Below are 22987 nucleotides of genomic sequence, written 5' to 3' on the forward strand. Positions count from 1 at the left end.
TTTCTTGCCGATGAGCAACATTCCACTCGACTTTTCAGATGACATCCGGCCGCTTGCCGCCCGGATGCGTCCGCAAACCTTAGCTGATTATGTCGGACAGCAACACTTGGTTGCTGTCGGCACGCCTCTTTATAACGCGATTACAAACGGACGCGTTTTTTCATTGATTTTATGGGGGCCACCAGGGACGGGGAAAACGACCCTCGCCGAATTGATTGCGCAGCATGCTAAAGCCCAGATCCAGCGGTTATCGGCCGTTACCGCAGGGGTAAAAGAGATCCGCGACGCCATCAGTGAGGCCAAGTTGCGGCAACAACAATACCAGCAACGTACTTTGCTTTTTGTGGACGAGGTTCATCGCTTTAATAAAGCGCAGCAAGATGCGTTTTTACCGCATATTGAAGATGGCACCATTATTTTTATTGGCGCAACCACTGAAAATCCTGCTTTTGCCCTAAATAACGCTGTGCTATCGCGAGCGCGTGTTTGTGTGTTGCAGCCATTAACTGAGGCAGATTTAGCAGAGGTACTAAAGCAAGCGTTAACCGATCCTATTCGCGGCTTAGGCAGCTTAGCGCTGAGTATTGCTGCAGATGCCCAACGATTACTGTTGCAAGTGAGTGCTGGCGATGCCAGACGCTTGTTAAATGTGCTTGAGCAATTGGCAGAGCTGGCCGCACCGGGTAGCACCATTACCGCGTTACAGGTCAAGCAGGTGGTGCCACAGCAACTTGCCAGCTTTGATCGCGAGGGTGATTTATTTTATGACTTGATTTCAGCCTTTCATAAATCGGTGCGTGGCTCCGATCCTGATGCAGCGCTGTATTGGTTTGCGCGCATACTCGCCGGCGGTGGCGATCCGCTTTATGTGGCGCGGCGTTTGCTGGCCATTGCTAGCGAAGATATTGGTAATGCCGATCCACGGGCGTTGACATTAGCCCTAAATGCTTGGGATACCTTTTCGCGGGTAGGACCGGCAGAGGGCGAGCGCGCGATTGCGCAAGCGGCAGTGTATTTGGCGCTGGCGCCGAAAAGTAACGCGGTTTATGCTGCGTTTAATCGGGTAAAGCAGCAGATTGCAGATATGCCTGATTATCCAGTACCTTTGCATTTGCGTAATGCGCCCACGGCGCTGCAAAAGCAATTAGGCCATGGTGCGGAATACCGTTATGCGCATAACGAGCCAGGTGCTTATGCTGCTGGAGAACGCTATTTACCGCCTGAGTTGTGGCATGAGCAATTTTATCAGCCAACCGATCGCGGTATGGAAAAACAGCTTGCAGAAAAACTGCGTTATTTGCGTGAGTTAGATGCACACAGTCAAAAGCAACGCCAACCTTAAACCTCTTAGAACCTTTATTCGAACATGAACTCGACAATCAACTCGACAATCAACTCGACAATCAACTCGACAATCAACTAAAAAATTAACCGATAAATGAGAGACGCCGCAGTCAATTCTACTGCAACCTTTAGGATGAAAGGGATAAAAACGTGGAAAAGCATTTCAATTTCGCGTAGCACTGGGTAATATTCTGCCCTATTCATTTAATCGTCAGCGCTATACGCAAAATCATTTGGCTCGCAGGAAAGCAAACGCTCGTTGCCCCTTTGCCAAAATGACGCTGATAGGCTGGTCATAAGAAGACAATACTATGTTAGATCCAAAATTTTTACGTGCTGAGCTAGCACAGACTGCTGAGCGTTTGGCAACTCGTGGCTTAACGCTGGATGTGGCAACGTTAACAGCGTTGGAAGAGCAACGCCGTGTATTGCAAATGGACACGCAAGAACTACAGAATTTACGGAATACCAAGTCTAAGAGCATTGGCCAAGCCAAGGCGCGTGGCGAAGATATTAGCCCCTTACTGGCTGAAGTGGAGGGGTTAGGTGCGCAGTTGGATGCAGCTAAACAGCGCTTAGACGCAGTATTAGCCGAGCTAGATAGTATTGCGCTTACCATTCCCAATTTACCCGATATGTCAGTGCCTGTTGGGGCGGATGAAACCGGTAATGTGGAAGTTCGCCGTGTTGGTGTGCCTATGCAATTTGATTTTGACGCTAAAGATCATGTCGCGTTAGGCGAGGCTTATGCCGAAGGCCTCGATTTTGAAAGTGCCGTTAAGTTATCTGGCTCACGTTTTGTGGTAATGAAAGGTCAAATGGCCAAATTGCACCGGGCGTTATCGCAGTTTATGTTAGACGTACACACCGAGCAACATGGCTACACGGAGCTGTATGTGCCTTATTTGGTAAACCATGACAGTTTATACGGCACCGGCCAGTTACCAAAATTTAGTGCAGATCTGTTTCACACTAAACCGGCTACGGAAGAAGGTCAGGGTATGGCCTTGATCCCAACGGCAGAAGTGCCCGTGACCAATTTAGTGCGTGACAGCATTTTAGATGTGAATGAATTACCCCGTAAGTACACTGCGCACACGCCGTGTTTCCGTAGCGAAGCCGGTTCATACGGTCGGGATACGCGCGGATTAATTCGTCAGCATCAGTTTGATAAAGTGGAATTAGTACAGTTGGTGCATCCAGAGTTATCGATGCACGCGCTGGAAGAATTAACTGGGCACGCCGAGAAAATTTTACAATTGCTCGGATTACCCTACCGTGTGATGTTGTTATGTACCGGTGATATGGGCTTTGGTGCCTGCAAAACTTACGATTTAGAAGTGTGGTTACCGGCACAAAACACCTATCGTGAAATTTCGTCGTGTTCTAATATGGGTGATTTCCAAGCGCGCCGTATGCAAGCCCGTTACCGCCCAGCCGAAGGTAAAAAGCCAGAATTGCTGCATACCTTAAATGGTTCAGGTTTAGCGGTAGGCCGTACGTTAGTGGCGATTTTAGAAAACTATCAGCAAGCGGATGGCTCGGTGGCTATTCCTGCGGTGCTGCAGCCTTACATGGGTGGCAAGACACACTTACGCTAATCAGTTTAGTAAGCCGTTTCGTGGATTTAGATAACCGCCTTGTGCTCGTGCTAGGCGGTTTTTTTATTCTGCCGGTTTTACTTGTCTGGGGCGCGTTAAAGGCATTTCGCTGGTTTAGGTAAGCCTGCTAAGCGCGTGGCTTGCTTAGCGGGCCCTTCTGGAAATAGCATAAAAAGGTATTTACTGTTGCCTTTTTCTGGACCAAATTTTGCGGCCATGGCTTTTACCAACATACGTACTGCAGGTGAGGTATTAAACTCTTGATAAAATGCTCGCACAAAACGGATCACTTCCCAATGGGCGTCGCTAAGCTGGATGTTTTCTAGCTCTGCAAATCGTTCAGCTACGGCGGGCTCCCAATCGGCCAAATCATTTAAATAGCCGTTTTTATCCAGTACGAGGGTGCGATCGCCCACATTAAGGGTGGGTATCATATTATTCTGTTCGTTCATGCAATTCTCTTTCTTGCTGCTATTTGAAAAGCAGGTTTACGACCATAATAGATTTTGGCTGGCATTAGCGCTTAACGTCACCCATTCTGCATCGCTAATGGCACGAATAGACGCAGGGAGCGTAATATTGCGCCATGTTACATCGCTTTCGAGCGCGAGCACCTTACCTGGAAACGGCAGCGCAGCCTTATGTACTAGATATACCGCATCTTGTCTTAGCAATAGCAAGTCATGTTCACTCGCAATACTGCTAAGTTCTGCTAGGTTTGCACTGGGGGTAATAAGGTTAATTAGCTTCATGTTAACACCGAATAATGTGTTGAGCGTTAGCCAGTGCAGCTTTAATCGCAATTTCGCTAACGGCGATAAAACCTTCTGGCAAGTTCTGTTCACTCAAACCTCGAGCGCTTAACGCGTTCGCACAAACGAGGCAGTGCTCAATCTCATACAAGGCAAAAAGCCCGAAGCTTTTTTGAAACGCTTTTAACGGTCTGGGTTGGTCTGTGTTGACAGAGGGTAATTGGTACACCGCATCGCCGGTAAAAATAACACAGAGTTGATGATCAACGGCTGCCAACGCCAGAATAATATCGAGGCTTTCACGTGCTTTAGCATGGTTATAGGGGGAGTGAGTTTGAATAATTACGATCTGTGCCATTAAAACTGTACCAATTTAGTGTTTTCAAGCCGCATCGCAAATTCTGCTAACCCTGCAGCAACATAGTTACCCGTGGAATCAGCAACAACACCGCGTTTCTCGGCGGCGGTTACACAGTACAACAGCGCAATCTGCTGTTGTTGGCAAAATTGCGCCAATGCCGCGGCTAAGTTAGGTTCGTCGGTAGGCAAGTCCATAGCGGCCGCAGCGTGGACAGCGTCTTCATATAAAAAAATTTGCTCAATAGCGTAACCTTGTGCAACTGCTGCGTTGGCAAATTGTAGCGCACTAGCAAAGCTTTGGTTAGCTAGCGGACTTTGGGTAAGTAACAAACTAAAGCGGGTCAAGGTATCATTACCTGCATTAAATTTTCGGGCTAGATTAAAGGCATTTTATAAAAAAATACCCCGCAGAGCGGGGTATTTTAGCGTGCTTAGCCGCAAGGCGCAAAATTTGCGCTTTACGCTAAAAACAAATTAATCATCGCTACCCATAATGCCTAAAATACTTAACAGGTGAACAAAGATGTTGAATACGTTTAGATATAACGACACTGTGGCACGGATGTAGTTGGTTTCACCACCGTTGATGATACGGCTTGTATCAAACAGGATTAATCCCGACATTAATAAAATGATCACCGAGCTAATGGTTAAGCTTAATGCTGGGATGGCCAAGAAAATATTAGCCAAAGCCGCTACTAACACTACAATTAAACCAACCATTAAAAACCCGCCCATAAAAGAGAAATCTTTACGGGTGGTAAGTACATAGGCAGAAAGGCTGAAGAAAATAACAGCGGTACCTGCCAGTGCTTGCATAATTAACGCTGGGCCGCCTGGAATACCGGCGTAGAAGCTTAACATTGGGCCCAATGATGCGCCCATTAAGCCGGCAAAACCAAACACCCAAAAGATACCACTAGCAGAATCGGCTTTTTTGTTAACCACAAATAACATGATAAATCCGCCAACCATGCACAGAATTGATGCTAGAGGCGAAATATTCATGGCGACGGCCAACATAGCGGTAAGTGCACTAAATGCTAAGGTTAACCCCAACAAAAAGTAGGTATTACGCAACACTTTGTTAATTTCAACGCCCTGACTGAGGGTATTGATGTTACTGGTTTCTCTGTATGACATAAATGTCTCCTTAATGACCAAGTTTTCTACTGCTTTGACCGCATGATACTGATAAAGTTCAGCTTACTCCACTGTTTTACGCACGATAACGGCTCAAAAATCACGCGGTTGAAAAATATTTCTGTTTTTAGCTTTATTTTCTGAAACAAAGTGATTAGTATACGCAGCGCTGGAGGGATGGCAGAGCGGTTTAATGCACCGGTCTTGAAAACCGGCGTAGGTTAGTAGCCTACCGAGAGTTCGAATCTCTCTCCCTCCGCCACTTATTCTTAAAAACCACCTTAGGGTGGTTTTTTGCTTTGTAACGCAGCATAGCTCAGCCTAATCCGCCCATTCGAAGTGTCTATTTTATCCCCCAATTTAAACTTGTATAAAATAAACCTGCATAAACCTGCGCGTTAACAAGCTTAGTCTTTAGCTCCTATGCGCCAAGGCAAATACCACGAGAGAGTAACAGGATAATTGCCGAAAATACCATCTTGTTGCTGAAAAACTCAGCAAACGGTTAAAAATACCTAATTAGCACTTTACAAACCGCAGGCAAGTTTTTACTATGCCGTTCATCGCGGAGGGATGGCAGAGCGGTTTAATGCACCGGTCTTGAAAACCGGCGTAGGTTAGTAGCCTACCGAGAGTTCGAATCTCTCTCCCTCCGCCACTTTGCACTTTTTTATACTTCCTTTAAATCTCCTTTTCTTATCTCTAGCTGACAGGTTTTATCCTAATTTTCATATCTTAACTTTCTGCCCAACCTATCCAACCTATTCAATCTATTTAAGCTATTCAAGCTATACAAGTTCTCACATCTTGAGGCACACATCTTATTTAAACCGGCGTTATTTTATTTAAGCATGCGTTATTGGCGTTAGTTTTTGATTTGTTTAAATTGCTATGGTGATCAGCTTGTATTTGTCGCTGCCATTAGCTTTTGCTGCGATTTATAGTGCGCGATATTTATGAATTATCCTTCTTGTTGTCTTTCTTCTTGCCCTTGTTCTTTTCCCTTTTTGCTGTCTTGGCCAGACGATATTAAATTGCAAAATGGTTAACATTCTGCGCGCTAAAATACAATCTATAAATCCCTAAAAATGAAACGAAAAAGTGTTTTTTTTCAGTATGCACTTGCCTAAGTTTCTGGCACACTGCTAAACGTATTTTTAGCTTTTGCTAAGTATGTTGATAGTAAAAAATCTGCAGCTGGTTTATGCTAGTTGTTACTCTAATTCTAAGCTTTAGACGGGAATCTCTATTCATCTAAAGCAAACCAGTATAACGGAGAAGCCAAGTTGATTAACGTGTTGTTAGTTGATGATCACGAGCTTGTACGAACTGGGATCAGTCGCATACTAATGGATGAGCGCGGTATCAAGGTGATAGGCGAAGCTTGTTCTGGTGAAGAAGCCGTAAATTTTTGTCGGCAGCATGAGCCTGATGTCGTGCTCATGGACATGAATATGCCCGGTATGGGTGGCATGACAGCCACTAAGCGTATCTTACATTACTGCCCAGATATCAAAATTCTGGGGTTATCTATTTCTTGTGAAGAGCCGGTACCCACTAAAGTCATGCAGTTGGGGGCTGCGGGGTTTATCTCAAAAAACACGCCGCCAAAAGAAATGGTGATGGCCATTAAAAAAGTGTACAACGGCGTTCGACATATTTCGGATGAAGTGGCGCAAAAAATGGCGTTGGCAAAAGTAAATAATCAACAGCCCAACCCGTTTGAAGGACTGTCTGATCGTGAAATGCAAATTATGTTTATGATCACCCAAGGCCAAAAGGTTACCGATATTGCTGAACAATTGAACGTGAGTGCAAAAACAGTAAACTCATATCGTTATCGCATGTTTGAAAAGTTGTCTATTAGCGGTGATGTTGAGTTAACTCACATGGCATTGCGGCATGGCATGATTGATATAGCAAAAATTGACATGTAATAACGCCGTGCACAATCACCGAGCATGCTTTTTACCAGCCTAATTGAAAATTCCTATGTTTGATGCGAAAGCGTTTTTAGCGACCGTACCCCAGCAACCTGGGGTTTACCGCATGTTTAATAGTGCGGGTAATGTTATTTATGTGGGTAAAGCGAAAGATCTAAAAAAGCGCCTAAGCAGTTACTTTCGTGCGCAAGTTGACAGCATTAAAACTAAGGCGCTAGTAAGCCAAATCAACAGTGTTGAGTTTATTCTTACGCACAGCGAAACCGAAGCGCTGATCCTTGAAAATAATCTGATCAAACAGTACCTGCCTAAATATAACGTCTTGCTGCGTGACGATAAGTCCTATCCTTATATTCTATTAAGTGGGCATAAACATCCGCGGATCAGCTCGCATCGTGGCCCCCGCAAGGTAGTAGGGCAGTATTTTGGCCCTTACCCCAATGCGGGTGCTGTATGGCAAAGCTTAAAAACCTTACAAAAAATCTTCCCGATTCGCCAATGTGAAGACGGGTTTTATCGGGCGCGAACACGGCCTTGTTTGCAATATCAGCTTAAATTATGCAGCGCGCCCTGTGTGGGCAAAATATCTGATGACGATTATGCCGAGCAAGTCAGGTTAGCGGCTTTGTTTTTATCCGGTAAAAATCAGCAGGTGCTGGATGATTTAGTGAAGAAAATGGCCAATGCCAGCGAGAATTGGCAATTTGAAGCCGCGGCCGTTTATCGGGATCAAATTAGTGCGCTGCGTCGCGTACAAGAACAACAACACGTTAGCGGTGATCACGAAGAACTCGATGCTATTGGGTTTAGTTTACAAGGCCAAACCGCGGTAGTACACGTGCTCTTTATTCGGGATCGCAAAATTTTAGGCAGTAAATCGTTTTATCCCAAAGTACCGGTTGATACTGATGCCGCTGAAGTGTTATCCGCCTTTGTGTTACAGTTTTATCTGAGTGGCCACAGTGATCAGCATATTCCCAAAGAAATTGTTTTGCCTATAAGTCTAAATGACGATGACGCTGTGGCAGAAGCTATTAGTAAGATTGCCGAGCACAAAGTACGTTTAACTTATGCTAAACGCGGCGAGAAAGCGCAGTATTTATCGTTAGCTCAAAAGAATGCCGACATTGCTTTAGATAGCCGGCAATCTTTGGCGCAAAAAATGCGCTTACGCTATCAATCATTACAGCAGTTACTGGCATTACAGGAACCAATAGGTCGCATGGAGTGCTTTGACATTAGCCATACCATGGGCCAGGCCACTATTGCCTCTTGTGTGGTCTTTGATGGTGAAGGCCCCTTTAAACAGGAGTATCGTCGTTATAATGTTACTGGTATTACGGGGGGCGATGATTATGCTGCAATGCGTTTTGCCCTTGATAAGCGTTATAGCAAAGTAACGGATACGCAAAAAATACCTGATATTGTGTTTATCGATGGTGGTTTAGGGCAATTAAATATTGCTCTGGAACAATTTAGCCAATGGCCCCATGCTAAAAAGCCGCTGCTTATTGGCGTGGCAAAGGGCGAAGGGCGTAAAGCCGGTTTAGAAACGCTAATATTGTGGGACAGTGGCCGCAGTTTAAACCTGGCAGAAGACACGCCCGCGCTGCACTTGATCCAACAGATCCGTGATGAAGCGCACCGGTTTGCGATAACCGGGCATCGTAATAAGCGGGGCAAGGCGTTGATTAAAAGTCCATTAGAAAATATTGAGGGCATTGGAGAAAAGCGTCGGCAAGCCTTGCTACAGTATCTTGGTGGTTTACAAGGCGTGATGAAAGCGTCCATTATCGAACTGAGCTCTGTACCGGGAATTTCAAAACAACAGGCAGAAAAGATTTACCAAGCCTGTCAGAACAAGTAGCATAGCAGCCATTGAGTGTGTGAGACCTTTTTATGTGGAATATTCCAAACCTGTTAACCGTGTTTCGCCTGATGTTGATACCGGTATTTATCTACTGTTTTTACTCTGGCTTGGAAAACGCACGCTTTTGGTCAGCCCTAGTATTTTGTTTAGCCGCGGTAACCGATGCGTTAGATGGTTATTTAGCGCGTAAGTTGGAACAATCTACGCCCTTCGGTGCCTTTTTAGATCCCGTGGCGGATAAAGTGATGGTGGCCACTGCCTTAGTATTGGTTGCCGTAGATATCAAAACCTTATGGGTCATTATTCCGGCCATCATTATGATAAGCCGTGAAATTGTGATATCGGCATTACGGGAGTGGATGGCAGGGTTAGGTAAGCGCGCCAATGTTGCCGTTTCTAACCTAGGTAAATACAAAACCATTGCGCAAATGTTGGCGCTTATTGGCTTAATTTGGCAGCCGCAAATAACCTTATTAGCGTGGTTTACACCATTAGGCATGGCCCTATTGTATATCGCAACGGTATTAACGCTGTGGTCAATGTACGAGTATTTACGTGCTGCCTGGGTAGACTTAGCCACTCAGTAATTGGTTGTACTGATGCTTATGTCAGCAAGTCAGTTACTTTTTAAGCAAACAGTCATAAAACTAAAAATTTAATATTGACGGATTTAATTAAAACAGTAGAATGCGTCACGTGTTAAGGCAGATGGCTATCAACAAGCCAACGCAACGCGAGTTTAGCTCAGCTGGTAGAGCGCGACCTTGCCAAGGTCGAGGTCACGAGTTCGAACCTCGTAACTCGCTCCAATTTGACATTGGAACACAGTGTGGCGGGTTGGCAGAGTGGCCATGCAGCGGATTGCAAATCCGTCCACCTCGGTTCGACTCCGGGACCCGCCTCCATAACACCGTTACGTAAGTGACGTTAGGTTAAAAAAAGTTGTCTGCCCGGGTGGTGAAATCGGTAGACACAAGGGATTTAAAATCCCTCGGGGGAAACCCCGTGCCGGTTCAAGTCCGGCCCCGGGCACCATTTAATACTGACCAGCAGTATTAAAATTTAAATATGCGAGTTTAGCTCAGCTGGTAGAGCGCGACCTTGCCAAGGTCGAGGTCACGAGTTCGAACCTCGTAACTCGCTCCAAATTCAAAAAAGCCGCTTATTAAAGCGGCTTTTTTACTTTTTGCGCTCTCAATTACTGGCATGCTCACCAAACGTCTTCTCTAACTCTGCTTCATTCAATGCCATAAAACATTAACACTGCCTTTTTTTGCACCACAATAGCTTGCACCCCAAAATCCTTAAATATTGTAAATAATAAGCACTTTATAAAAACACATAATAATGAAGTGATTATGTCAATTCTAGAATAGCGAGCTTTACCCCCTGTTTTCCACATTGCCAACATGACTGCGCTCTCAAAAAGCATTGATTTACCGTGTGTTATTGGATAGTGTAATTTCATTTACAAAAGATTGAATGGCGTTTACATGATTGGGTGGCCTGGGTGTTCCAAACCATCCCAATAATGCGGATGTTCGATGAAGATAAAGCCAAAGAAGGAATGATATGCGTGCGAAGTGAAGTGTATGAGAAACTAATTTCTGACGTTAAATCGCGCGAGCCAGAATTTTATCAAGTTCTCATGGCAGCGTTGGTTTCATACAATAATCATCATTATTATCACTTCAAAATTCTGGATAGCTTTCGAGGGGCAGTTGCGACAGGCTTCCTACCTGTTCAATATCAAAGCGCCATTGATGTTTTAGAAGCGGAATATAAAAATTTTGTTTATTCCGAATTATTCGGTACTTGGATTGGCACTGAGAACGACACAATAGCAATCACACTTGAGCTTAACTCGACTGCTGATTTTAAAGTTTTTCGGCGTTGGAATGACAGTAAAGACGGACAAATCTTTCAAGAGTTCAACGCCCTAAACAGTGTTATGTTTGAGTTCGACGAGTTAATCATCCTGAATCTATTTGCTTGTGAAAAAAAGATGACGAAAATAAAATTGGTCTTGCATCCCTCCATCAGGTACCACAAAAAGTTACTTGGTAGCATGTTTGTGTTTCAAGAGGATACTTGCTCCATCTGTACAAACGTCATTTTTGATAAGGCAGAAAATGGCACATAACAATACGTTGTTGTTGCCACTAACCTGGCTGGATCGGTTTAGGTTACGCTCCAGCTCCTTTAAGCTTTGTATTGCCCTTCAAGGAGTTTCGATGTTACGTGTAATTATATTTTTTTTAATCATCATATTAGCTGGATGTGCGAGTACTCAAAACGAGACGTTAGTTTCAAAAAAGATTGGTGTGTTAACGCCCGAGTCGCATAATAATCAATTTTGTTATGTTTATATGGGTGGAACAGTTTTAAATAATATTGCTGTAAAAGAAGAGCTTAAACCAAACTTTTCAGACAGTTTTGAAAAATTTGTCAGTAACGGCATAACTAAATCGGGCAATATCCCGGTATCACTGGGTATGTTGCCTGCAAATATGATCTCAAGCTATTTTGAACGTAAAGCATGGGATCATTCACTTACCCTTACTCCGGATGGTCGCAAGTTCGTTCAGAATTTACTTGAGTCAAATCAAGTCGATTATATTATTGTGCCTTGGCTATATAATTTAGATGATTGTATGGTTAGTGCGAAAATCGGCATCTCCGATGTTGATTATGATCTTAACTCTAATATTCAACTGCATCTACTTAAAGCCCAAGATTTACAGCACATACAGTCTAGACAGGTGAATTCGTTAAATTCAATGAGGGAAATACACTTGCCTAAAGACAAATCAACTCCTACAACTGCTGAAAAGCTAAAACTTTCGCAGATGCTCTACATTGAGCTAGAAGACGATGTTTTCAGGCTTTTAGAGGGGGATTGTTGTTATTTTAAGCGTAGTGATTTACCGTAACGAACATGACAAATTATAGTATGGCTAAAAAGCGTGGCGATTACTTTATTGCCTCCGCTGCAACTGTTTTTAGCACGTTTTTGCTATTAAGGAGATAACTTTATGGACGATTCTTTAATGGTGGCGACTATTGTTGGTGTGTTTTGCGGTATACCGCTAATGATATTAGGTTATCTTGTTGCGGTTAAGCAGAAGCGTAATTTGCTCTCAAGCTGGGATGATATGGCTTACCGCGATGCAAATTTAGTTGGACTTATAATGGGCAGTAGTGTTTTTACTACAGGCTTGCTGATTTTGATGGCTAGTGCAGCATTTAGTTTGAGTTTTTTATCTTTGCTGCAAGCGTTGCTGGTGATGAGTGTTTCAGTAGTGATCCCGCTATTGGCAGCATTATACGTCAATATAAAACACACTAAACCAAGTTAAGTGGCTTAGAAATACCTAAACTCGGTTGAAGGCCCTTAATTTCAGAGACTTACCTGCCCGACAATAAGCTCTATCAGTTTGCATAACGGCATTGATCTTAGCCTTTGCTTTTTTGAAAGAGTGAGTCTCGTGTTTTTTGGTCTTTATATCGTGTTATGTTTTTTCGGCAAGCCTTGAAAATGACAAATCACTTTGTAAATATTTACATTAAATTCATTTTTATGTTGTTTTTTATTAATCGTTCAACTAGATTATGTTGTACAGTTAATGCACATCTAATGCACATCTAATGCACATCGAAAAATAGGAACCTTAAACATGCTAAGTTTATCTGCTATTCCAAATCCTAAAGTACTTGTTCGTAATATACTGACTCGTAAAGTGGCTGGTACGTTTTTGATTACCTCGGTACTCACACTTGCCGGTTGTGCATTACCCCAACAGCATGATCTCAGATCTCATGTTACTGGGGAAGCAAAAGCGCCTATACCTGCTAAGCAGGTTGCTATTTATGCTGCCTCGCCAGTGGCTTACAAGGAAATTGCGCAGTTCTCAGCGTATTCAATGCCATCATATGTACTGAATGATACCCGTAGAATAGATGAAGTCGTATCCTTATTACAGGAAGAAGCGGCTAAACTTGGTGCTAATGCGGTGGTGTTAAGTAATTTAGATCACGATCTTGTTGAGGTAAGAGCGCTTAATCAAATTTCAACTGGAGCAAATTCTAGCATTAAAGAAAATCGCCATGTAGTTTATGTTAAAGCTCTGGCAGTGTATGTGCCTGAAAAGTGATCAAGGGATCCAGCATTCTCGATGCTAAATGAACCTATTTTGTTAGTGTATGATGGAGAATGTCCTGCCTGCCAGGCGTATTGCCAACTCATCACTATTAGGAAAACGGTAGGTGATTTACACCTGATCGACGCACGCGAGGGCAGTGATGTGATGCAAGATATCACTGCTCTTGGATTGGATATTGATCAGGGCATGGTATTAAAAATGGGACAGCAATTTTATTATGGTGCTGACGCAATTCATGCGTTAGCTTTACTTTCCAGTCGCTCTGGTATTATCAATCGCCTCAATTATCACATCTTTAAATCAAAAACGATGTCGTTTTTGCTTTATCCCATCCTAAAATTCTTCCGCACGTTACTGTTAAAACTGTTGGGTAAATCTAAAATTAATAACTTAAATTTAGATGGCAATTCGCAATTCTAATTTAGAGAATAAGCGTATTTTAATGGTCACGAGTCTTCTGTAAGATTTTAAAAACACTCGTAATTTCATCAAAGTGCAACACTACATCTTTACTCTTCGCTTATTTGGCTGGAGTAAAAACATGTCAACTTTTTCTCGTCGAGATTTTATAAAATATTCTGCTTCGTTGCTTGCGGTTGCCAGTGTTTCTACTTTGGTTACTGGTTGCGCTGCGTCATTTTCTCAAGCGCAATTAAGCCATGTTACTTTTGACGTCGGTGTTGCCAGTGGTGATGCCACACAAGATGCTGTTATTCTTTGGACGCGAGCAATACCACAGCGTGATGATGTTAGCACTGTTACCGTGGGATGGCAGCTCGCACGCGATGCTGCATTTAATAATGTGGTACGAAGTGGATACGTTAGTACCTCGGCAGACAAAGATTTTACGCTAAAAATTGATGTGCAACAGCTTGAAGCTGGTCAACGTTATTATTATCGTTTTATTGCCGCCAATAATACCACTGTTGTTGGGCAAACCCGCACGTTGGCGGCATCAGGCTTAGCACCTTTAACTTTGGCAGTGTTTTCTTGTTCAAATTATCCCGCTGGGCATTTTAATGTTTACCGCGAAGCGGCAAAGCAATCGCATATTGATGCGGTGATCCACTTAGGCGATTACCTATATGAATATGCCGCTGACGGTTATGCCAGCGAAAATGCTGTGCAGCTTGGTCGTACGCTTGCTGCAGATAATGCCCATGAAATACTGAGCCTAACCGATTATCGTAAACGTTATGCGTTATACCGTAGTGATCGTGCTTTGCAGCAGTTGCATGCGGCAGTGCCTTGGTATCTGGTATGGGATGATCATGAAATTACCAATGATACTTGGCATAGCGGCGCAGAAAACCACCAAATTGCAACCGAAGGTGATTTTTTTGCGCGGCGTGCTGCTGCGGTACAAGCCTATTATGAGTGGTTACCAATACGGCCACCGATGGGGGATAGTAGTATTCAAATTTACCGAAGCTTCCATTTTGGTGAGCTGATGAGCTTACATTTACTCGATACGCGGCTTATTGCTCGCGATCAGCAGTTAGAATACAAAAACTATTTTGATGCTAAAACGGGCGAGTTTGCCGCACAGCAGTTCCAGACAGATCTTTTAGCAGAACGCCAGTTATTGGGTAAAACACAACTCGATTGGTTAACCAGCCAATTACGTCAGTCTGAGGCCAAATGGCAGGTATTGGGTCAGCAAGTATTAATGGCTAAAATGCTGGTTCCGGCCGAGTTATTGCGCGAACGTGATCTTACGGCAATCCCGACGAAATTAACGGCACTCGCACACGCCAAACAGCGGATCATGCAAGCTCAGCAACAAGGCGTTACCCCAGACACCCAAGATGTGGCGCGTTTGGCGCAGAAAATGCCCTATAATCTCGATGCGTGGGACGGCTATCCAAGGCAACGCGAGCAGCTTTATGCTGCCGCGAAAGCTTTAAATAAACCTTTAGTTGTACTGGCAGGCGATACGCATAACGCTTGGCACAGTGTGTTAACGGATCAGCAGGGCAGTATTGTGGGGGTGGAGTTTGCTACGCCCAGTGTCAGTTCGCCAGGTATGGAAAAATATTTAAAATTAGCACCAGAGCAAGCTCCAGCCGTTGCCGCGGTGTTTAGCATGCTGATTGATGATTTACAGTGGTGTAATTTACATCAGCGTGGTTTTATGCAGCTGCGGATAAGTGCTGATAATATTCAGTGCGAATGGCAATTTATTGATACCATTTTAACTGAAAATTATCAGCAAGTTGGGCAACATCAGGCGCAGTTTTCTGCCTAAGGGTTTTACTTAGGCGCGGTTTGCTGATACTGCCAAGAGAGGCCCGTGTCATAGCGGGCTGGAAACCCTAACCAGCCGCTTTGCCCTTCAGCGCTTGGCGTAGCCGTTACCGGTGTTGGGCTTAGCTGCAAATATCGACAGGACTCTGATAACGCTTTAACATGGCAATCAAGCATGGCTAAAGCAAAATGCTGATTGATGTAATTGATGGCGTGTGTAGACCATGCGGGCTCGTGATAGTGTGCAAAATCCTGCTGATTGTTACGTGCAACAGCAGGTGCTGGGTGAGGTGCAATATTATGCCTAGCATTATGGTAGGTGAGCAGGTATTTTGTTGGGCTACCGGTTTGTTCGTATAGCCATTGCATACCCGCGTAGTCAGACACATCATCTTGATCACCTGCAAAAAATAGCAGAGGTACTTTAATACCTTGTAAGGCTTCTGGCGCAAATAAACGATGTTGCCCTCCCCAAGGTGCAATAGCTATAGCGGCTTTCCAAGCACTGTCAACAATAGGTTCTTGGTATTGTCCACCCGCGCAGCTATTCAGCAAAGCCTGTAATGACTGGTTTGCTTGAGGATCTTTACTGCCTGTAAAAGCGGCAATGCGCTGCTCGGTAAAATTAAAACAGCCTCCCACAGTATTGATAGCACCATAGCCTCCCATCGAATAGCCAATTACAGCGGCGTGAGTGGTGTCTACCATGCCATCCAACAGATCTGGATTAGCTCGCCAATGGGATAAGACAAATTGTTGATCGCGCGAACGATGGTACAAGGTATTTAAAAAGCCACGGTATGGGGCATTTTTCGCATCGATCTCGCGATTAGTTGAGTGTGGATGATCAATTGATACCACAACATAACCGTGTGATGCTAAATGTTCACCCAAGTAATACATTAACGTACGATACCCCGTATAGCCGTGTGACAAGACCACGAGCGGATAGCGCTGACTCAGGTCGGGCTTAGCATCACGATAGGCGCTTCCCTGAACACTAAACGCTTGATGGCTTTTTGTCACATTTTCATAGATGGCCATGTTCACGCTGGACACTTGCGTAATTCCAGAAGGCATAGCTGCTTGGATGTGTGCTGGATACCAAACTTCTAATACTAATGGCCGATCTTCAATGTGCTGTGTCAACGGCTCAAGTTGATCCGTATGAACAATACTAAGGGTGCGCACGCCTACAGAATAAGGGCCTGCGATGGACAAACTGGGCAGGGTAGTTGGGGGTTGGGGCAAGTACAGGGTATCTGCAGCGGTAACTGCATGAGTCAATAACCCTAAACTTAGTAGACAAGAGCAGAATGATAATTGCATAGTTTACCTTTGACAAAATACAGCGGAGGATAATTTCCGCGCGGCTACAGAGCGCGCGCGGAAATGGCCATTACATAAAGGTTTTACTGAACTCAAGGCCGATAAAACGTGGCGCGCCAGCGATAAAACTTGGGAAGCCAAAGCTGCCCCCAGTATTACCTGCATCCACTAAGTAGGCTTTATCAAACAGGTTACTAGCAGATAGCGTAACCGACCAATTTTGCTGTGTGTTTTCAAAACCTATACGCAAGCTGGTTAATTGCACAGCAGCCTGACTTACATCAAATCCGGCAACGGGTGCGTTGGCTTCTTCAAAAAAGATATCGCTTCTAAAGGTGTACATTAACGAGCTGTTTACTCGATAAGTACTATTGAGATCCTGCGCATACATGAGTCCCGTGCCAAGGGTATATTCTGGCTGCAAGCGGAAACGATTTCCGGCGAGGTTACCATTGCTGCTGTTATCATCAATTTTTGCATCAATCCACGCCAGGTTGTTAAACCATTCTAGTGACGCATTCAGCGTGAGTTTTATTTCTGCCTCAACCCCGATATTTTTTGCATTACCGGCATTGGCGACAAAAAAGTTACCAGCGTCATCCTGTAAAGTGACTTGGAAATTTTGATAATCTTGATAAAAACTCGATATGGCGTAGCGTAAGCGGTTGTTTTCAGTTTGCCCTTTAAATCCTGCTTCATAATTCCACACGGTTTCAGCAGGGATTTCGGTGATCCGAGGGATAACACCTGTGCTGCTATTGGCTGAGGCGACATCGACGACTTCTGAACGTCGTCCCTTCGAAACAGTAGCATACATATTTAGATTATCATTGATGCGATACAGCGCGTTAAAGCGTGGTAACCAGCTGTCAAATCGACCATCAGCACTAAAAATTCGTCCTGAGGTTGATGCAACGGGCAAGAGAGGTACAGGGGCTAACACAGCGTTAGCAAAATTTGAGGCATAACGGCTGGTTTTTTCCTCATTAACATAACGTAAGCCTGCCGTAAGCTCTAGTTTATCTGTAAAGGCATAACTGACATCGGCAAAAACCGAGACTGCTTGATTTTCACCATAATTCTGGAATACGCCTGAATAGGGTAGTGTCTGAAAGCGACCTTGCGTTAACACCGGTGTTAAAATATTCACCGTGCCGTTTGCATTGATACAAGGTACGTTTAATGCGGCTAATTGCCCAACGCAATTAAGATATATCGATTCTTCAGTACTAAAAGGCACACGTTGCGAGCCTTCTTCATCAAAATAACTTACCCCAAAAAAGCTGTTTACTTTATCACCATTAAAGTTTAAACGTATTTCTTGGCTAATTTGCTCGCCACTGGCCTCTTCAGCAAATTCTAAGAACCACGCTTGAGTGCCATCGGCATCAAACACCTCTAGCGAATCAAACTGTCGTTTGGCTGTTATACTCGTCAATTGCCATTGCTCGGAGAGGTCCCAGTTAATCGTTAGATTGACATCTTTTACCGTACGATCGATGCCAAGATCCGCTTTTCCGAAAACCTCTGCCGCAAGCGGGCTACCACTGGCTTCCACAAAGCTGAAGGGACTAGTATCGCCGCCAGTTGGGGCAAAGCGTAGGCTTTTAAAGGACGTACCGGTGTCGTTATTTTTTTCATAGTTATAAATAACATCGATCGTCACATCATCATTAGGTGTAAAACGGACAGAAGGACGAACACCCACACGTTCAATACCATTAAGATCCGGTTGATTAGCCGCAATATTTTTAATATAGCCATCGCGCTCGCGATAGGTAAATGCTAAACGACCTTGTATGTGTTGTTGCCCGCCAGTAACAAAGCCTTGTAGGTTTCTGGCTGCATAATTACCAACACCCGCGGTAATGCCAGCCTCAAATTCTTCTTGCGGCTTACGGGTAGAGACACTAAGTGCACCCACCGATGCGGCGGTGCCAAATAGCGTTGCTTGCGGGCCTTTTACAACTTCTACTCGTTCAATATCAAAGAGTTCAAAATACGATCCGCGTGAGCGAGAGATATCAGTTCCGTTGTAATATACCGAGACACGAGGCGCGGCTTGAGCCGAACCGCTATCAGAGGTTATACCGCGAATGACAAAACCCGGATTATTTGGGCTTTGTTCTTGAATAATTAATCCTGGGGTAATTTCCGACAGTACGTCTAAATCTTGAATACCCAGTTGCTCCAGCATTTCACCGGTAAAGGCGCTGACCGTTACAGGGACATCTTTAATCGCTTGTACACGTTTTTGCGTGGTGACGGTTAGCCGTTCAATATCGGCTTCTGCCGAAACGTCAACGGTATTGGCAAAAGCGTTATTTGCTAAGCAAGCCAAAATGAGTGCACTTAGGGTATTTCTTTTAAAGGTATTTTGAGTGTTGTATGTCATTTTTTTTATTCCTGCATCAAAGTGATGCGATAAAGTAAACACTCTAAATTACAGTAAATAGACAAATTGCTTACCATTTGCTGACGTTTTTGTTGCGGGATTATTTCAGTTAAAAAATAAAGGCCTGAGAACAGGCCTTTGCTGCAGAAATGGTTTTTAGATCACATTAGAAATTTAAACTGATAGTAAAGCTCGCAGTGCGGCCTGCGCCAATCAGGTAAGCGCCTTCGCTGCCGCCAGTGATATAGTTTTTGTCAGTCAAGTTATTGATAACAAAAGCTAAGTCGACACCACTGAAGAGACTACTGTTATCAAGTGCTTTCTCATAGCCTAGGTAGGCATTGAGTAAGGTGTGTGTTGGGATCTCATCACGATTCCATACTTCAGCGCCTTGACTGTTATAGCTGTGTTTTGCAGCACCAAAATAACTTGCCACATATTTGCTAGATAAACCTGCGCGATAGTTACCATCATGGTAGTTGAGAGCCAGAGACAACATTTTCTCTGGAATACCGGCCAGTTTATCGCCTTCACGGTAATCTTTTACTAGAGCAGGTTGACCTGTTGGCGTAGTTTTACTAGCGAACACATCTTCTGAGTACTCGGCGCTGTTGTAGGTAATGGCGCTAGTCAAGCTCAGGTTCTGATGTAAACGCCAGTCAACACTGGTTTCAAAACCGCGGGCAGTTACACCACCCACGTTATCGAAATTACCGTCACCGGCCGCTAAATAATTCGGTGTACCATCGGCAGAGGTGGCATAACGTAACAACACCACGCGATCATTAAACTTCACGTTATATATAGCGCTGGAGAAGCTAACATTCTCACCAAAATAACGAATACCCAAGTCCATATTGGTGGCTGTTTCTGGGCTAAGATTGGCCAGATCCGCCGTCTTCTTATTCTCTAAAATACTGTCTGATATCGATTTAAAGTTTTTAGCGTAGCCAGCAAACACCTCAACTTTATCGTTTAATCGATACACTACACCCGCGCTGGGTAACCAGTCTGAATCACTATCAATACTGTCTTTGCCTTTACCATTAAGGTCGTCCGTCCGCGTGAGTTCAACCAAGTATTTTTGCACGCCCAGAGTTAATTGCAAATCGCCTAAAGTGATTTGATCTTGTAGGTAGAATTTAGTGACGTCATGTTGATAATCGTCATCAAACTGTACCCAATAAGGTTGGTCATTAAACTCATACGAAACCCGTGGATCAATCACATCATGCCAATCACGCGTTTGGTTACGTTCTTGCGATTCTAACCAAACACCGGTACGTAAACGGTGATTACCTAGCTCCCAGCTTAAGTTTGCGGTGGTACCTAAACGGGTTTTTTCATAGTGGGTGTGGCGATATGAAGACACACGTTTAGCGCCAGCTTGGCTGTTATTGCCATCTAGAATAGGTAAGCCGGCTGCATTAACGTGGGTATAATTTACCCGTCTTGTGCCGTTGCCACGGTTGATGCGATCACCATTGGCATTAGTGGCATAAACTTGGAAGGGCGGTAACCAGTCACCACGTCCATTTTGTAAATGCAAATACGGCGTGACATCGAGTTCTAGGTTGTCAGATAAATACCATTCCATTTTTACATATGCTAGGGTATTTTCACGCAGGGTTGACCAGGCTTCGGCAAAATTTTGATCAATATCCGGGTTGCCGGTCCAGTTAGTGGTTAAACCATCCCAACGGGGTGTCCGATTGAAATGCGCTAAAGAAATGGGTTGATAGTTATCTTCATGCGCATCGTTATAAGACACGCGCGCTGTCACGCGCCCTTTATCCAGCTCGGTGACACTTTTAAATTCAACATGTAAACGATCGGTATTACCATTGCTACCTGAACCCATCCAACGGTTATTAAAACTATCCGATAAACTGAAGTAAGCCGTGGTATTACCAAAAACTTCACCGCTATCATAACGGGCATAATAACGGCGGGCATTGTGGCTACCACTGGTATACGCAAAGCGTGCACCGGCTTCCATCTCTGGGTTAGCGGAGACAAAGTTTATGGTACCCCCCAGTGCGTCTAACGAGGCTGAGGCGATATCGGCGCTACCTTGACCCACTTCTACCAAACGGGTGTTTTCAACATCTAAATAACGGTTGGCTTTACTGCCACCCGCATAAGCTGAACCGCCATTAGGGACGCCATCAATCGTAATCCCCAGTTGTTGATCAGCACGGTCTATCACAAAGCCGCGCATGCTGATGGTGGTGGTGTAATCGTCACCACCAAAGGCATCGCCTTGGCCAACATTAATGCCAGGCAGGTTATCGATAAGATCCATCACGTTGCCAATAGGCGCTTTGGCAAGTTTCATACTTTCGTCAGTAGTGTTGTTGGCATAGCTAACACGTTTACCCAGTACCGAAATCACTTCGACTTCTTTTTCAGCGGCCTCATTGGCCAGCAATTCAGCGTGCGCCGGTAAACTGATGGCGCTTAGTACGGCTAAGGTAAGTAAGTTGGCTTTAAAAGTGTGCACAGAATTCTCCACTAGCGATTGTGTTTTTAGTTTTAATCATGCTGATTGAGCCAGCATGCAGCGGCGCTAGTGTGTAATATATATATTGCTAAATTATTTCATTTGTATTTATTTTTGATTAAAAATTAACATAAATTGCTACATTATAACATGCAGTTGGCATAAAAAGTGGTGGTTGCTGGCCAATCTGAAAACACACCGATCACGCCAACTTGTTTCGCTAATACATCCAGTAATTGCAGCGTCACGCTATTATCGCTGGTGACGTCGGCTATCGATTGATAATACCAACCGCCGCCATTGGCTAAAGGACCAGAACGCTCTAACGACCAGGTGATCAGCTGTAAACCGGCTGCCTTTGCAGCTTTAGCATAGGGCGAGGGCACAATTTGGCCATTTTCTAGCGTAACCAATACCCAAAGTGGTGGCGCGATAATATTCACCCCTTCGGCTTTTAGCTCGGCAAAACTGGGGGTGAGTAACTGCGGGTTATTAGCATCATAAGCGGCATCTTCAACACGGGCATCAAGGAATACGGCTTGCTTGGCAAATTCAGGTTCGTGTTTGAGCCAATAGCGAATATCTGCGAGGTGAAAGGATTGTGGCCAGACGTGATCTGGCGTGACGCCAGCGGCTTTGTATTCATTAATCAGCTGCTGCGCATAATGTTCCTGCGTATAACTGCCTTGGTAAGGCATGCTGACTTCTGGCGCTTTAAGCTCGGGGGTCATCATCACGCCATGCGCTTGAAACAGCGCAACACTCTCTTGGTGCGTTAAGGGCGCAGCACATTGGGCATATAAGGTGGTACGCCAATCTGGACTGCCGTTGACATAATCTGCAACAGTGATCGCAGCAGGATTAACACCATCCATTTTCGCACAGAGGCTTTTGTATTCAGCAACGGTAATATCTGAGGCGCAACAGCTGGCGCTGGCGGGGTGTTCACTACTCGCTGGGCTAAAAGGGGTGGTACATTTAGCGGCCAGTTCGGGTCTTAGCAAAATATCGGTAGTTTGGTGTAAATCACATTGGGCATGCCGACAGACTAGTTGTTTGTCCGCAGTGAAGGTAACATCACATTCTAAGATACCGGCGCCCATCCGGATAGCGGCTAAATATGACGCTTTACTGTGTTCAGGAAACTGCAAAGGCGCACCACGATGGCCAATAGAAAAGGGATGGCGTGTTGCAGGCTGTGTTAAGCATTGGCTAAGACGTGTTTTTAACGTGCCAGTGGGGAGTAAATCGGTTAAGTAGCCTGGTCTTGGGCCTAAATCTGCGAGAGGTAAGCTGCTTAAAAGTAATGCGAATAGCATCATAGTGTCATCACCTAT

Annotated in this window: 20 protein-coding genes and 6 tRNA genes; 17 read left to right on the forward strand and 9 right to left on the reverse strand. The window is 44.5% G+C overall.

The genetic code is table 11. From position 1 onward, the window contains the following. The first annotated feature begins 10 nt into the window (after nucleotides 1-10). Both IE070_RS12175 and serS read left to right on the forward strand, forming a co-directional pair. Nucleotides 11-1342, forward strand: a complete 1332-nt coding sequence (locus IE070_RS12175; RefSeq protein WP_189483472.1) for a replication-associated recombination protein A — start codon at nucleotides 11-13, stop codon at nucleotides 1340-1342. Between the two features lie 313 nt (nucleotides 1343-1655). Beyond that, a complete protein-coding gene (gene serS / locus IE070_RS12180; RefSeq protein ID WP_189483473.1) occupies nucleotides 1656-2945 on the forward strand; it encodes a serine--tRNA ligase in 1290 nt (429 codons plus the stop codon). Nucleotides 2946-3040: 95 nt separating this feature from the next. Here serS and IE070_RS12185 read toward each other — a convergent pair whose 3' ends face one another. The 5 genes from IE070_RS12185 to IE070_RS12205 form a co-directional block, all read right to left on the reverse strand. Then, complete coding sequence (locus IE070_RS12185; protein ID WP_229797057.1) at nucleotides 3041-3397, reverse strand: TusE/DsrC/DsvC family sulfur relay protein; 357 nt, start codon at nucleotides 3395-3397, stop codon at nucleotides 3041-3043. 36 nt (nucleotides 3398-3433) lie between these two features. Next, nucleotides 3434-3697: a DsrH/TusB family sulfur metabolism protein gene (locus tag IE070_RS12190; RefSeq protein ID WP_189483474.1), complete on the reverse strand. Its 264-nt coding sequence runs from the start codon at nucleotides 3695-3697 to the stop codon at nucleotides 3434-3436. A 1-nt stretch (nucleotide 3698) separates the two neighbouring features. Beyond that, nucleotides 3699-4055 (reverse strand): sulfurtransferase complex subunit TusC, encoded by a 357-nt coding sequence (gene tusC, locus IE070_RS12195; protein WP_189483475.1) that lies wholly within the window; start codon nucleotides 4053-4055, stop codon nucleotides 3699-3701. After that, the gene (locus IE070_RS12200; RefSeq protein ID WP_189483476.1) at nucleotides 4055-4402 is read right to left on the reverse strand and encodes a DsrE/DsrF/TusD sulfur relay family protein; all 348 of its coding nucleotides are present in this window, start codon (nucleotides 4400-4402) and stop codon (nucleotides 4055-4057) included. The genes tusC and IE070_RS12200 overlap by 1 nt, the downstream gene beginning before the upstream one ends. Before the next feature lie 129 nt (nucleotides 4403-4531). Further along, entirely contained in the window at nucleotides 4532-5200 is a 669-nt protein-coding gene (locus IE070_RS12205; protein WP_189483477.1) for a Bax inhibitor-1/YccA family protein, read from the reverse strand. 171 nt (nucleotides 5201-5371) lie between these two features. Between IE070_RS12205 and IE070_RS12210 the strand changes: the two genes are divergently transcribed. The 15 genes from IE070_RS12210 (at nucleotide 5372) to IE070_RS12280 (ending at nucleotide 15424) form a co-directional block, all read left to right on the forward strand. Then, a tRNA-Ser gene (locus IE070_RS12210) sits at nucleotides 5372-5462 on the forward strand. A 305-nt stretch (nucleotides 5463-5767) separates the two neighbouring features. Continuing rightward, nucleotides 5768-5858, forward strand: a tRNA-Ser gene (locus IE070_RS12215). Between the two features lie 628 nt (nucleotides 5859-6486). After that, a complete protein-coding gene (gene uvrY, locus IE070_RS12220) occupies nucleotides 6487-7137 on the forward strand; it encodes a UvrY/SirA/GacA family response regulator transcription factor (RefSeq protein WP_189483478.1) in 651 nt (216 codons plus the stop codon). Between the two features lie 55 nt (nucleotides 7138-7192). Further along, the gene (uvrC, locus tag IE070_RS12225) at nucleotides 7193-9010 is read left to right on the forward strand and encodes an excinuclease ABC subunit UvrC (RefSeq protein WP_189483479.1); all 1818 of its coding nucleotides are present in this window, start codon (nucleotides 7193-7195) and stop codon (nucleotides 9008-9010) included. A 32-nt stretch (nucleotides 9011-9042) separates the two neighbouring features. Beyond that, complete coding sequence (gene pgsA, locus IE070_RS12230) at nucleotides 9043-9600, forward strand: CDP-diacylglycerol--glycerol-3-phosphate 3-phosphatidyltransferase (protein WP_189483480.1); 558 nt, start codon at nucleotides 9043-9045, stop codon at nucleotides 9598-9600. Nucleotides 9601-9746: 146 nt separating this feature from the next. Beyond that, nucleotides 9747-9822: transfer RNA gene (locus tag IE070_RS12235), tRNA-Gly, on the forward strand. A 22-nt stretch (nucleotides 9823-9844) separates the two neighbouring features. Further along, nucleotides 9845-9918, forward strand: a tRNA-Cys gene (locus IE070_RS12240). 43 nt (nucleotides 9919-9961) lie between these two features. Continuing rightward, nucleotides 9962-10048, forward strand: a tRNA-Leu gene (locus tag IE070_RS12245). 35 nt (nucleotides 10049-10083) lie between these two features. Beyond that, nucleotides 10084-10159 (forward strand) — tRNA-Gly (locus tag IE070_RS12250). 364 nt (nucleotides 10160-10523) lie between these two features. Then, complete coding sequence (locus tag IE070_RS12255) at nucleotides 10524-11156, forward strand: hypothetical protein (protein WP_189483481.1); 633 nt, start codon at nucleotides 10524-10526, stop codon at nucleotides 11154-11156. A 91-nt stretch (nucleotides 11157-11247) separates the two neighbouring features. After that, on the forward strand, nucleotides 11248-11946 hold the full coding sequence (locus tag IE070_RS12260) for a hypothetical protein (RefSeq protein ID WP_189483482.1): 699 nt from the start codon (nucleotides 11248-11250) through the stop codon (nucleotides 11944-11946). 102 nt (nucleotides 11947-12048) lie between these two features. Further along, complete coding sequence (locus IE070_RS12265) at nucleotides 12049-12372, forward strand: hypothetical protein (RefSeq protein WP_189483483.1); 324 nt, start codon at nucleotides 12049-12051, stop codon at nucleotides 12370-12372. Between the two features lie 318 nt (nucleotides 12373-12690). Next, nucleotides 12691-13167 (forward strand): hypothetical protein, encoded by a 477-nt coding sequence (locus IE070_RS12270; RefSeq protein WP_189483484.1) that lies wholly within the window; start codon nucleotides 12691-12693, stop codon nucleotides 13165-13167. Nucleotides 13168-13188: 21 nt separating this feature from the next. Next, nucleotides 13189-13596 (forward strand): DCC1-like thiol-disulfide oxidoreductase family protein, encoded by a 408-nt coding sequence (locus tag IE070_RS12275; RefSeq protein WP_189483485.1) that lies wholly within the window; start codon nucleotides 13189-13191, stop codon nucleotides 13594-13596. A gap of 121 nt (nucleotides 13597-13717) precedes the next feature. Beyond that, nucleotides 13718-15424, forward strand: a complete 1707-nt coding sequence (locus IE070_RS12280; RefSeq protein ID WP_189483486.1) for an alkaline phosphatase D family protein — start codon at nucleotides 13718-13720, stop codon at nucleotides 15422-15424. Nucleotides 15425-15429: 5 nt separating this feature from the next. On the opposite strand, the gene IE070_RS12285 is transcribed toward IE070_RS12280, so the two are convergent. The 4 genes from IE070_RS12285 to IE070_RS12300 form a co-directional block, all read right to left on the reverse strand. Further along, entirely contained in the window at nucleotides 15430-16752 is a 1323-nt protein-coding gene (locus IE070_RS12285) for an alpha/beta hydrolase family protein (RefSeq protein ID WP_189483487.1), read from the reverse strand. A gap of 70 nt (nucleotides 16753-16822) precedes the next feature. After that, the gene (locus IE070_RS12290; RefSeq protein ID WP_189483488.1) at nucleotides 16823-19147 is read right to left on the reverse strand and encodes a TonB-dependent receptor; all 2325 of its coding nucleotides are present in this window, start codon (nucleotides 19145-19147) and stop codon (nucleotides 16823-16825) included. 166 nt (nucleotides 19148-19313) lie between these two features. Beyond that, nucleotides 19314-21650, reverse strand: a complete 2337-nt coding sequence (locus IE070_RS12295; protein WP_189483489.1) for a TonB-dependent receptor — start codon at nucleotides 21648-21650, stop codon at nucleotides 19314-19316. Between the two features lie 143 nt (nucleotides 21651-21793). Then, nucleotides 21794-22972 carry a glycerophosphodiester phosphodiesterase family protein gene (locus tag IE070_RS12300; RefSeq protein ID WP_189483490.1) on the reverse strand — a complete coding sequence of 393 codons (1179 nt, stop codon included), beginning with the start codon at nucleotides 22970-22972 and terminating at the stop codon, nucleotides 21794-21796. Nucleotides 22973-22987 lie beyond the last annotated feature (15 nt).

It is taken from the genome of Alishewanella tabrizica (assembly GCF_014652375.1).
Lineage (GTDB): Bacteria > Pseudomonadota > Gammaproteobacteria > Enterobacterales > Alteromonadaceae > Alishewanella > Alishewanella tabrizica.

What these genes read in the sequence shown, in the direction of transcription:
- IE070_RS12205 (WP_189483477.1), bottom strand. Translation starts at nt 5,200, where the DNA reads ATGTCATACAGAGAAACCAGTAACATCAATACCCTCAGTCAGGGCGTT.
- IE070_RS12270 (WP_189483484.1), top strand. Translation starts at nt 12,691, where the DNA reads ATGCTAAGTTTATCTGCTATTCCAAATCCTAAAGTACTTGTTCGTAAT.
- IE070_RS12290 (WP_189483488.1), bottom strand. Translation starts at nt 19,147, where the DNA reads ATGACATACAACACTCAAAATACCTTTAAAAGAAATACCCTAAGTGCA.
- pgsA (WP_189483480.1), top strand. Translation starts at nt 9,043, where the DNA reads ATGTGGAATATTCCAAACCTGTTAACCGTGTTTCGCCTGATGTTGATA.
- IE070_RS12265 (WP_189483483.1), top strand. Translation starts at nt 12,049, where the DNA reads ATGGACGATTCTTTAATGGTGGCGACTATTGTTGGTGTGTTTTGCGGT.
- serS (WP_189483473.1), top strand. Translation starts at nt 1,656, where the DNA reads ATGTTAGATCCAAAATTTTTACGTGCTGAGCTAGCACAGACTGCTGAG.
- IE070_RS12185 (WP_229797057.1), bottom strand. Translation starts at nt 3,397, where the DNA reads ATGAACGAACAGAATAATATGATACCCACCCTTAATGTGGGCGATCGC.
- IE070_RS12280 (WP_189483486.1), top strand. Translation starts at nt 13,718, where the DNA reads ATGTCAACTTTTTCTCGTCGAGATTTTATAAAATATTCTGCTTCGTTG.
- IE070_RS12275 (WP_189483485.1), top strand. Translation starts at nt 13,189, where the DNA reads ATGCTAAATGAACCTATTTTGTTAGTGTATGATGGAGAATGTCCTGCC.
- IE070_RS12285 (WP_189483487.1), bottom strand. Translation starts at nt 16,752, where the DNA reads ATGCAATTATCATTCTGCTCTTGTCTACTAAGTTTAGGGTTATTGACT.
- IE070_RS12175 (WP_189483472.1), top strand. Translation starts at nt 11, where the DNA reads ATGAGCAACATTCCACTCGACTTTTCAGATGACATCCGGCCGCTTGCC.
- IE070_RS12260 (WP_189483482.1), top strand. Translation starts at nt 11,248, where the DNA reads ATGTTACGTGTAATTATATTTTTTTTAATCATCATATTAGCTGGATGT.
- uvrC (WP_189483479.1), top strand. Translation starts at nt 7,193, where the DNA reads ATGTTTGATGCGAAAGCGTTTTTAGCGACCGTACCCCAGCAACCTGGG.
- IE070_RS12300 (WP_189483490.1), bottom strand. Translation starts at nt 22,972, where the DNA reads ATGATGCTATTCGCATTACTTTTAAGCAGCTTACCTCTCGCAGATTTA.
- IE070_RS12190 (WP_189483474.1), bottom strand. Translation starts at nt 3,697, where the DNA reads ATGAAGCTAATTAACCTTATTACCCCCAGTGCAAACCTAGCAGAACTT.
- tusC (WP_189483475.1), bottom strand. Translation starts at nt 4,055, where the DNA reads ATGGCACAGATCGTAATTATTCAAACTCACTCCCCCTATAACCATGCT.